9 protein-coding genes and 1 pseudogene are annotated in these 10,419 nt (G+C 65.0%); 4 read left to right on the forward strand and 6 right to left on the reverse strand.

Annotated features, from left to right (window positions below; translation table 11 throughout):
• A partial coding sequence (locus CWO89_RS34230) for an NAD(P)/FAD-dependent oxidoreductase (protein WP_130582876.1) occupies nt 1-1,381 on the reverse strand: 1,381 nt, incomplete at its 3' end.
• 93 nt (nt 1,382-1,474) lie between these two features.
• Between CWO89_RS34230 and CWO89_RS34235 the strand changes: the two genes are divergently transcribed.
• Both CWO89_RS34235 and CWO89_RS34240 read left to right on the forward strand, forming a co-directional pair.
• Nucleotides 1,475-2,017, forward strand: coding sequence for a SixA phosphatase family protein (locus CWO89_RS34235; RefSeq protein ID WP_130582877.1), 543 nt, complete (start codon nt 1,475-1,477; stop codon nt 2,015-2,017).
• Nucleotides 2,018-2,136: 119 nt separating this feature from the next.
• Nucleotides 2,137-2,562: a universal stress protein gene (locus CWO89_RS34240; protein ID WP_130582878.1), complete on the forward strand. Its 426-nt coding sequence runs from the start codon at nt 2,137-2,139 to the stop codon at nt 2,560-2,562.
• On the opposite strand, the gene CWO89_RS34245 is transcribed toward CWO89_RS34240, so the two are convergent.
• Nucleotides 2,559-2,807, reverse strand: coding sequence for a DUF1127 domain-containing protein (locus tag CWO89_RS34245; protein ID WP_130582879.1), 249 nt, complete (start codon nt 2,805-2,807; stop codon nt 2,559-2,561). The two genes, CWO89_RS34240 and CWO89_RS34245, sit on opposite strands and share 4 nt — an antisense overlap.
• Nucleotides 2,808-2,984: 177 nt before the next feature.
• On the opposite strand from CWO89_RS34245, the pseudogene CWO89_RS34250 reads away from it, so the two are divergent.
• Nucleotides 2,985-4,327, forward strand: a pseudogene (locus CWO89_RS34250) (aminotransferase-like domain-containing protein).
• 12 nt (nt 4,328-4,339) lie between these two features.
• Here the strand turns inward: CWO89_RS34250 and CWO89_RS34255 are convergent.
• The gene (locus CWO89_RS34255) at nt 4,340-4,933 is read right to left on the reverse strand and encodes a YdcF family protein (protein WP_130582880.1); all 594 of its coding nucleotides are present in this window, start codon (nt 4,931-4,933) and stop codon (nt 4,340-4,342) included.
• Between the two features lie 110 nt (nt 4,934-5,043).
• Nucleotides 5,044-5,649 carry a hypothetical protein gene (locus CWO89_RS34260; RefSeq protein WP_130582881.1) on the reverse strand — a complete coding sequence of 202 codons (606 nt, stop codon included), beginning with the start codon at nt 5,647-5,649 and terminating at the stop codon, nt 5,044-5,046.
• 72 nt (nt 5,650-5,721) lie between these two features.
• On the opposite strand from CWO89_RS34260, the gene CWO89_RS34265 reads away from it, so the two are divergent.
• Nucleotides 5,722-6,156, forward strand: a complete 435-nt coding sequence (locus CWO89_RS34265) for a hypothetical protein (RefSeq protein ID WP_130582882.1) — start codon at nt 5,722-5,724, stop codon at nt 6,154-6,156.
• Here CWO89_RS34265 and CWO89_RS34270 read toward each other — a convergent pair.
• Complete coding sequence (locus CWO89_RS34270; protein ID WP_130582883.1) at nt 6,153-8,558, reverse strand: EAL domain-containing protein; 2,406 nt, start codon at nt 8,556-8,558, stop codon at nt 6,153-6,155. The two genes, CWO89_RS34265 and CWO89_RS34270, sit on opposite strands and share 4 nt — an antisense overlap.
• A 147-nt stretch (nt 8,559-8,705) precedes the next feature.
• Nucleotides 8,706-10,145 (reverse strand): MFS transporter, encoded by a 1,440-nt coding sequence (locus tag CWO89_RS34275; protein WP_130582884.1) that lies wholly within the window; start codon nt 10,143-10,145, stop codon nt 8,706-8,708.
• Nucleotides 10,146-10,419: the final 274 nt, after the last annotated feature.

The following is a 10,419-nucleotide window of genomic DNA, read 5'->3' on the forward strand; positions in this document are numbered from 1 at the left end:
CGGGTCCGCGGCGCGGCGGCCGCGGCAGGGTGCCGTACTGGCGATTGGCCTCCGCGAGACGTGCGTTGCGGATGCGCTCTTTGACGCGCAGACCTTCCCGATAGCGCGCCAGTACGTTGGCGGCGGCGGAGGCGCCCCGCCCCCAAAGGTTGATCAGATGCGCAGCGACGCGGCCGGTGGTCCCGCCCGCCCAGACCAGTTCGAACGGCGAGAACAGCCGCCAGCGTTCGTCACCCCACAGGATGCTGCGCGCGATCAACAGCCCCGCCATCGCCGAGGTGTTCATGCCCTGCCGGCCAAAGCCGCTTGCGACCCAGAGGCCTTTGCGCAATTCACCGATCTGCGGCATGCCATGCACGGTCACACCAACGGCGCCGCCGAAGACATCGTCGATCCCGACCTTGCCGAGTTGCGGAAAGATGGTCGCGATGCGGCGCTTGATGGCGGGCGCGAAACGCTGCGGCTTCGCATTCCACGTCGTCTCCGGGCTCGCCCACATCAGCCGGTCGCCATCGACGACGCGGAAATGATCGATGCCGTCGCCGTCGCTGACCGAGCCGTGAAAGGTGAGCGCCTCCGCGAGCCGTTCGCCAAGCGGCTCAGTCACCGCCGCATAGCGCCAGACCGGCAGCAGCGTGTCCGACAGGCGCTGGAGCGGCGCGCCGAGATGCACGTTGCCAGCGAGCACGATATGGTTCGCGCGCAAGCGCGCCGAAGGCGTAATGATGCGCTTGCGGATGCCGGAGAAGTCGATGCTGACCACCGGCGTGTCCTCGAAGATGCGTGCCCCTGCCCGCTGCGCCAGCGCTGCCAGGCCATGCACATATTTGCGGCCGTCGACCTGGAACGCTTTGGGATAGTAGATGCCATGGAAATAGCGGTTGGTCCTGATGGTGCTGCGCACACGGTCGACCTGCCAGCCCTCGACCTCGGTCTCGAAATCCTCAGCCAGCGTCTGCAGCCGGCTGATCAGGGTCTCGCCGACATCGACGGTGGAAACCTGCAGCGCACCCTCGCTGAGTCCGATGCCCGGGATCAGTTCCTCGGTCGCGGTCGCGCGAACGTAATCGGCGCCGGCCTTCGACAGCGCCCAGAGTTCGCGGGCGTCTTCCAACCCGACGCGTTCGATCAGTTCGGACACCGGAAGATTGAAGCCCGGCATCACGGTGCCGAGCTGGTTGCCGGAGGCGTTCCAGCCGACCTGGCGGCCTTCGAGCACTGCAACGCTGGCGCCAAGCCGCGCCGCTTCCCGCGCCACCGTCAGGCCGGCAAGCCCAGCCCCGACCACGCAGATATCGACGTCCAGCTCGACCGAAAGGCGCGAGGGGAACGGCATCGCAGCATCGCGATCGTCGGTCGCACTTGTGGAAGGCTCGCTCATATCGTTTTCTTACGGACCGCAACACGGCTTGTCACCTTGTCGCGGGCATGAGCATGTAGATTAATCCAGAACACGCCGAATTGAGATTGCGCCATGCGCCGTTTGATGCTGTTGCGTCACGCCAAGACCGAAACCGAATCGCCCACGGGCCAGGATCACGACCGCCGGCTCGACGAGCGCGGCCACCGTGATGCCGCCGAGATCGGCGCCTGGATCGGCCGGCATCCGCCGTTTCCCGACCGCGTGCTGGTCTCGCCCGCGGTCCGGGCGCATCAGACCTGGGAAGTCGCCTGGGAGGCGATGAAAGGGCTCATACCGCGGCCGGAGGTCGAATTCCTGCCGGAACTCTACGGCGCCGATCCGACCGAGCTGTTGCACACGGTTCGCATGGCCTCGGTCAGCGACCCCAAACGGCTGATGCTGGTCGGCCACAATCCCGGCATGCATGAGTTCGCCCTCACCCTCATTGGCGGCGGCGATGCGGCTGCGAAGAAAGCGCTCGATCACAACCTGCCGACGTCGGGCCTTGCAATCTTCGACTTCCCGACGCACGACTGGACCGACGTGGCGTTCCGTCGCGGCAAGCTCGTACAGTTTGTCAGCCCGAAACTATTGAAGCAGACTTCGGACGACTAGCGCGTTTTCGAGCGAAGTGGATTCCGGTTCGCGTGAAGAAAACGCGTCAAAACTAGAGTCAAGGCAGCCGGCGCGTATCGCCGCTTGCCGTGTCAATGTTGAGCGGACAGGAGGCGTGGATGTTCAAGTCCATTCTGGTGCCGATCGATTTGGCCGACACCGAGCTGGCGAAGCCCGCGATCGCAACTGCGGCAACGCTTGCGGAAAGCTGGAAGGGCACGGTGCGCCTGCTCAACGTGCTGCCGATGACACCGGTGATGCTGGCCGAATATGTGCCGGCCGATTTCGATGCCCAACAGCAGCAGACCTCCGAGGAAGCGCTCGCGATCGTGGCACGCGAAAGCGGCATCGAGCCGTCGCGCATTTCCAGCGTGGTGCGACAGGGCGGCATCTATCACGAGATCCTCGAGGAAGCTGCTGCAATGCACGCCGACCTGATCGTGATGACCTCACACCGGCCGGCGATGCGCACCTACTTCCTCGGCTCCAACGCCGGCCATGTGGTGCGCTACGCCAAATGCTCCGTGCTGGTGGTGCGGCATTAGAACATTTTCGAGCTAAGCTTTCCCATCGCGGGATTGAGCGCGCCGCCAACAGCGGCCTCGATCTGGCAGCGTGAGATCCCGATATCGCGCAGCGCGCGGTCATCCAGTCCGCGAAGTGTTTTGATGGCGGCGCGGCGCTCCAGATAACCGAGCAGCGCATGCGCGCCCGCTTCGATCCAGCGAACCAGTCCGCCTGATGAGCGCGGCCGCACGGGCCGGCCTGCGGCTGAGGATAGCGTCGACATCGTCTTCTCTCCGGCTTTCTCCCGCGCGGCAAAGCGATGCCGTCGGCGCAATGCTATCGCAGCGCCGTATTGACCTCGGATCGCTTGCGCATCCTCAGTACAATCGCAGGGGTTGATGCTCTCTAGATGATCCGGTATTGATCTCAGTTCAAGAGAAACATTGCTCTCGGTGCAATTATGTCGAAGTTCGAATATTTGCGACTTGCCGACGCCATTGCCGCCGAGATCGCCGACGGCGCGCTGAAGCCCGGCGACCGCCTGCCGCCACAACGCAGTTTCGCCTATGAGCGCAAGATCGCGGTATCGACCGCGAGCCGGGTCTACACCGAGCTGTTGCGACGCGGCCTCGTCGTCGGCGAAGTCGGCCGCGGCACCTTCATTTCCGGCGACGTGCGGCGCGGCATCGCGCCGTCGCCCGAGGCGCATGGCGCGCGCATCGACATGGAATTCAACTATCCGCTGCTGCCGCAACAGGCGGCGATGATCGCGAAAAGCCTGCAAGGGCTGGAGCGGACCGAGGCGCTCGAGGCCGCATTGCGGCCGTCGACCAGCACGGGCACGCAAGCCGTGCGACAGGTTTCGGCGGCGTTCCTTGCCCGCAAGACCTGGTCTCCCGGCGCCGAGCAGATCGTCTTCACAGCCAACGGCAGGCAATGCATCGCAGCCGCGCTCGCCGCCCTGGTGCCGCCGGGTGGGCGCTGCGGCGTCGAGGCGCTGACCTATCCCTTCATCAAGGGCATTGCGGTGCGGCTTGGCGTGACGCTGGTGCCGCTCGCGATGGACGAGCACGGCGTGCGGCCCGATGCGGTACAGAAAGCGCACCGCGAGGCACATCTCACGGCGCTCTATCTGCAGCCAACCATTCAAAACCCGCTGGGCATCACGATGCCGGCCGCGCGGCGCGCCGATCTGCTGCGTGTAGTCGAGAAGCTCGACCTCGCCATCATCGAGGACACGGTCTACGGATTTCTCGACGATGAGCCGCCGCTCGCTGCGCTGTCTCCCGACCGCTGCATCGTGCTCGACAGTCTCTCGAAGAAGGTCGCGCCCGGGCTTGCGCTCGGCTTCATCGTTTCTCCGCTACGGCTGCGCGAGATCATCATGGCGTCCGTCCGCTCCGGCGGATGGACGGCGTCAGGCTATGCGTTTGCGGCCGGGCAGCGGCTGATGGGCGATGGCACCGTGTCCGAGCTCACGCGGCTGAAGCGAATCGATGCGGCGCGCCGCCAGCAGATGGCCGCAAAATTGCTCGCTGGCTTCGAAATCCAGGCCAATGCCAAGGCCTATCATCTCTGGCTGACATTGCCGCCGCATTGGCGCTCGCAGACTTTCGTGGCCGCAGCCGCCCGCCGCGACATCGCGTTGACGCCGTCGACGACCTTTGCGGTTGCCCCGGGCATGCACCCAACGCCGTCCGCCTCGCACTGGGCGCGCCGACGCTGGAGCAGCTCGAAACCGGACTGCGAGCGCTATCGGGCATCTTGATCGCGAAGGAAGAGGATTTTGACGCGACCGAATAGAGCCTCCGTCTCTCACGTGACCGGCCATTCCGCGATGAAGCCTTTGGCCTTGTACGGTTCGATCTTGTCCCACTCGCGTAGCACGCGGCGGCGAAATTCCGGATCGGTGTGCCACTGCGAGCGCGGCGTAGCAAAACAATCGACCGTCACCAGCATCTTCTCGACCTCCGGCCAATGCCGCTGCAGCGTCATCGGATAGCGCCGCGCCGTCCAACTGTTACCGAGGCAAATGACGCTGCGGATATTTTCCAATCCCAATGCCGCATCGATGATGGGCAGAGAAAGGATCACGTTCTCGCCGGTATTCACCGCGCAATGTTCTTCGAGAATGATCTCGGACGGGATGCCATGTGCGACCATCGCTGCCTTGATGATTTCGCATTCGGAACGATGGGAGCCGGGCGTCACCCCGCCACTGACGATCGACCAGCGGAAGAAGCCCTCACGCCAGAGCCGACAGGCCTCATCGACCCGGAGATCGACGTCCTGGCGCGTGCCGAAGACGAACAGGAGATCGGCTGGTTTGAGGGGCGTGCAGATCAGATGCCTTGCGTTGATCTCGGCAATCTCCGCCTCGGTCGGAAGGCGCGCGCTTCGATCCTCCATGCATTTCCCCGCCCCATTGATAGGACAGGACGATGCCGCGAACGGAAGATTCCGCGAAGTCACTTTTCATTGCGCTCGGTTGCGATCATCCCGCAATTGGTACGGAAACGCTACGGCAGCAACTTATCCGGCAGATGATCGAAGCTGTAGCTGCGCGGCCGGTTGCGCCCGACGAAGCCGCCGATCTGCCAGGCGAACAGGACGGCGAAGCCAATCAGAAACAGCACGCCGATGAATTCGCCGGTGAACAGCGCGCGAAGCAAGAGCCCGATCATCGCGACCGCCAGCACCGCCAACACCGCGAGCGCGGCCGTATAGGTCACGGGCCCGAGCCCACCTGTCAGCACCGCCTTGCTGCCGGCCGTCTTCATCCGCCGGTGCAATTCCTCGATGAAGGCACGGTAGCCGTGGTCCTGCGGCGCCATCAGGGTTGCGGTCTGCCAGGTGGTCGAGAGGATGGCGAGACGTCCGCCATTGGCATTCTCGATATCGGCACGGAAACGGCGCGACTGCATCGACACCGGGCGGTATGAGAGGCGGACCGCCGAGATATCGCGATAAGGCCAGACGCCGGAGCGGCCGGCGATGCGCCACGACAATCCGGCATCAGTCAACTCGAATTGATGCGCCGATCCGATCAACGATGCCTTGTAAGCATAAAGCGTCGATGCGCCCTCGCCTGGCTCCGCGCTATTGTTGGCTGATGACGTCGGCAAATTCCACAACCCGGAGCAATCGGCTGACAGCGCCGCTTGCGCGGCGCGCCGGCTTCATCCTACAACCGGAGCATGGCCGAGACGACCTCTTTTCCACGCCGCCTGATCCTTGGCGGCGCCATGATTTCCGGCGTGCTGCTGGCGCTCGCCGTGCACATGCTGGGCACACGCTACGGCCTTGATCTTGGCGGGCTGTGGCGCTCCGACACGCACGAATCGATGCCGGCGGGCGCGGCGATCGCCTGGTGGCTGATCGCGACGGTGGCGTTCTGTGGCGGCTATTTCACCGCGAACCTGATGCACAGCGCCGTCTCGGGCGAGATCCCGCCGCGGATGCGGCAATTCCTGATCGCCGTCGGCGTCCTGATTCTCGCCGGCGCCGGCCAGGTGGCCTCGGCACCGAGTTCGATCTCCACCATCTCGATCGTAGAGGCCGGCCTTGCCGCGCTATGTCTCGGCGGCGCGATGGCGTTTTGCGGCGCGCATTTCGCGCTGCGCAGGAATTAAGCGCTCAGGCGCTGCGGCGACCTTTCCGCCAGGATCTTCTTCACCTCGGCGGCGGGACGTGGCGCGCTGAACAGATAGCCCTGCGCCTGCGTGCAACCCTCGCGACGCAGCAGATCGAACTGCGCATCGGTCTCGACCCCCTCCGCCGTGGTGACGATGCCGAGACTCTTGCCGAGCCCGGTCACGGCGCGGACGATCGCCATGGAATCTTCCCGCGTCGCGAGGTCACTGACGAACGAGCGATCGATCTTGATCTTGTCGAACGGGAAACTGCGAAGATAGCTCAGCGACGAATAGCCGGTGCCGAAATCGTCCAGCGAGATGCGGATGCCGAGCGCGCGCAATTCGTGCAGCACAGCGAGCGTCGCGGCGCTGTTCTGCAGCAGCACCGTCTCCGTGATCTCGAGCTCGAGCCGATCCGCCGCAAGGCGGGTGGCCTCAAGCGCCGCCTTCACCGACGACACCAGGTTCGGGTTCTTGAACTGGATCGGCGACAGGTTGACCGCGACGGCGACGTCCTGCGGCCAGCCGGCCGCATCCGCGCAGGCCTGGCGCAGCACGAATTCGCCGATCGGAACGATCAGCCCGGTTTCTTCCGCAAGCCCGATGAAATTGCCCGGCGGGAGCGGGCCGCGCAGCGAATGATTCCAGCGCAGCAGGGCCTCGCAGGCGACGATCCGGTCGTGGGCGACGTCGCGGATCGGCTGATAATGGACCTCGAATTCGTCACGCTGCAGCGCCTTGCGCAGGTCGAGCTCGAGCATGCGCCGCGCTTGCGCGCGTGCGTCCATCCCGGTCTCGAAGAAGCGATAGGTGCCGCGGCCGTCTGCCTTGGCACGGTAGAGCGCGAGATCGGCCTTCTTCAACAATTCGTCCGGATTCTTGCCGTCCTCGGGCGCCAGCGAGATGCCGATGCTGACGCCGATCACGAGCTGATGGCCGCCGATCTCGTAAGGAGCCGCGATTTTCTCGACGACGAGGCTGGCGAGCGCGGCCACCGCCGATGGGTCGCAATCCCCGCAGAACTGCACGATCGCGAATTCGTCGCCGCCGAGCCGGGCCACGGTATCGTTCTCGGTGACGCATTCGCCGAGCCGCTGAGCGACCGCCTTCAACAGCGCATCTCCGACGGGATGGCCGAGCGAATCGTTGATGATCTTGAAATGATCGAGATCGAGGCAGAACACCGCGAGCTGGTCGCTGCGCCGGGCGAGCCGCAATCCCTTTTCGAGCTGTTCGCGAAACAGCGTCCGGTTGGGCAGATTGGTCAGCGCGTCATGGCGCGCCATGTGCGAAATCCGCTCCTGCGCCTGCTGCCACTCGGTGATGTCCTCGAAGGTCGCGACCCAGCCGCCGCCTTTCATCGGCTGATCGACTACGCGGATCGAGCGGCCCTCCCTCGTCACGACCTTGGTCACGGTGTTGCCGGCGCCGGCTTCCGCCATCACATCGGCAACGAACTGATTGGGATCGCCGTCCCAGTCGCCGTTCAGCTTCTGGTCCCGCAGGACATCGCGCAGCAGGCGGCCCCGCAGCGGAATGCTGGACCGGCCCATCATCGCGCCGTAACGGTCGTTGGCCAGGAGGATGCGGCCATCCGCATCGAACATGCACAGGCCCTGCGACATGTTGCCGAGCGCGGTGTCGAGCAGAACCTTCTGCTGGCGCATTTCGCCCTTGGCGCGGCGGTCGAGCATGGCCGCAACCAGCGTGATCCCGAGAAACGCGAAGGTCACGATCGCCGTCAGGGAGGAAAGCGCGACCGGCGAAATCGACATCTCGTCAACGGCGACGCTGGGATCGGGAATGACGGTTATTGCGCCCATTGCAGTGAAATGGAGCGAGACGACGGCCAGTGTCAGCAGTGCGGTCGCGCCGATGCCGTGGTTGCGATCATCGCTGCGCGTCGCAACCACGAGCGCCAGCGCCGCGAACAGGCTGCCGATCAGCACTGAACTGAGCACGATGCCGGGCGACCATACGACGCGCGCCGGAAGTGCAACGGCCATCATGCCGACGTAGTGCAGGACGGCAATGCCAACGCCAACGATCGCGCCACCAGTTGCTGCCGTCGAGACGCGGTTGTTCAGCAAGGCAACCGTCAAGCCCACCGTGACGATTGACACCCCAAGGGCCAGTGACAGCAGGGTGAGCGGCATGTCGTATCCAACGCCCATGCCGGGCTGATAGGCCAGCATCGCAATGAAATGCGTCGCCCAGATCCCGCAGCCGCCGGCCACCGCATCCAGCCCGATCCAGACCACGCGCGGAAGCCCTTGCGACGCTCTGGCCCGGTGAAACAGGCTGATCGCGACCGCGCCGGCGAGCCAGCAGGTCGCCAGGGCAAGGATGACGAACCGCCAATCGTGCTGCGTCGTCAGGCAAATCAGGACTTGGTACATTGCAGTTCCCCTACTGCGCCGTACCAGCCCTCCAGTTGGTGGATTTGGGGTAACCGCAGTGGAACTCGTTCTGCAGATGGTGAACGAAGTTTTGAGCCGGCGACAAAAATCGGCTCAATCCGCAACCGGCGCGCGCAATGACGCGGGTCACGCCATGGCCCGGTCCCGCCGCAGGGCGCCAAGCATGATCGCGGCAGCGGCCGCAAGCAGCAGGCCGGCCGAGATCAGCAACGAGGCGTGCAGGCCAGCGATGAACGCTGTGGACCGACCGACCAGCGAGCCGAACAGCGCGACGCCGAGCACGCTGCCGGTCTGCCGGGTCGCATTGAGCACGCCGGCTGCAATTCCCGAGCGCGACTTCTCGACGCTGCCGAGCAGCGTCGACGTCAGCGGCGGGACCAAAAGACCGAGCCCGCTGCTCATCGCGATCAGTTGCGCGCAGATCGCCCAATAGGCGGTGTCAGGCCCCAAGCCGAGCAATGCCAGGCATCCCGCTGCCGACAGCAGCGCACCACTGCCGATGGTCGCGGGCGCGCCGATACGCTCGCTGATGTGCGGCGCGATCAGATTGACGGGCAGCACCGCGCCCATCATCGGCACGAAGGCAAGCCCGGTCTGAAATGCCGACAGGCCGTTGATCTCCTGGAAATACAGGCTCAACACGAAGATCAGCCCGTAAAGGGCGACGTTGACGAGGAGACCAGTGAGCGACGTCGCCGCGAACATTCGCTGTCCGAACAGCGACAGCGGCAGCATCGGTTGCGGCGCATGGGCTTCGCGCCAGACGAACAGCGCGCTCAGCACCGCGGACGCCGCAAAGCCTGCGACCACGAACGGGTCTTGCCAGCCGCGCGCGCCGCCCTCGATGAGGGCGCCGGCAAGCGACCCAAGCGCCGCAATCGCTGCGATTTGACCAGGCAGGTCGACCTCGCGCGAAAGCGAACGCGTGGTCTCATCGGCGTAGCGGAAGGTGAGCCAGAGGCCGGCAAGACCAATCGGCAGGTTGACCAGGAAGATCGCGCGCCAGCCGGTGAGCGCGATCAGTGCGCCGCCGAGGAACGGGCCGGCCGTCAGCGCTACGCTGGCGCCGGCCGCCCAGACCGCGACAGCGCGGCCGCGCGCTTTCTCATCCGGATAGGCATGGCTGAGCAGCGCCAGCGAATTCGGCACCAGGATCGCGGCCGCCAGTCCCTGGATGCAGCGCGCCGCGATCAGGAGCGGTGCGTCCGACGCCAGCGCACAGGCGAGCGACGCCGCTGTGAACAGCGCGAAGCCAGTCATGAAAACCCGTTTGGCGCCGATGCGATCGCCGAGCGCACCGGCCGTCAGGATGAAGGCGGCAAAGGCGATAGTGTAGGCGCTCACCACCCATTGCAGCTCGGACACGCCACCGCCGAGCGCGCCGCCGATCGCATGCAGCGCGGTGTTGACGATGGTGACGTCGAGCTGCACCACGCCGTAGCCGAGGCTCATCGCCGCTAGCGTCAGCGAGGCCGCGAGCCGCGAAGGCACGGGTTTTTCGGCCGGACGGGGCGGCACGTCCGCATATTGTGCATATTGTCGGGTCTTGAGCGGCAGGTCTTGCATGGATCACCTCGACGGAGAGCCAACGCCAGACATAGCCCGTCGTTTCGCGAATACATTTCGGTACCGATCGAATGGTGATCGCGGATGGCAGCAACCGGTACAAAAAGCCGCACCGGATTATTCCGGCGCGGCTTTTTGTCTCAATGTCCGAAATGCCGAGAGCATGATCCGGACCATCCGGAACCGGCTTTCGCCCGGCGAGCGAAGCGTTTGCCCGGAAATCACACTCTTATGAGCTGCAGCCCAGTCAAACGTGGCCGGATCGTGATCTAGC

It is taken from the genome of Bradyrhizobium sp. Leo170 (assembly GCF_004296405.1).
GTDB lineage: Bacteria > Pseudomonadota > Alphaproteobacteria > Rhizobiales > Xanthobacteraceae > Bradyrhizobium.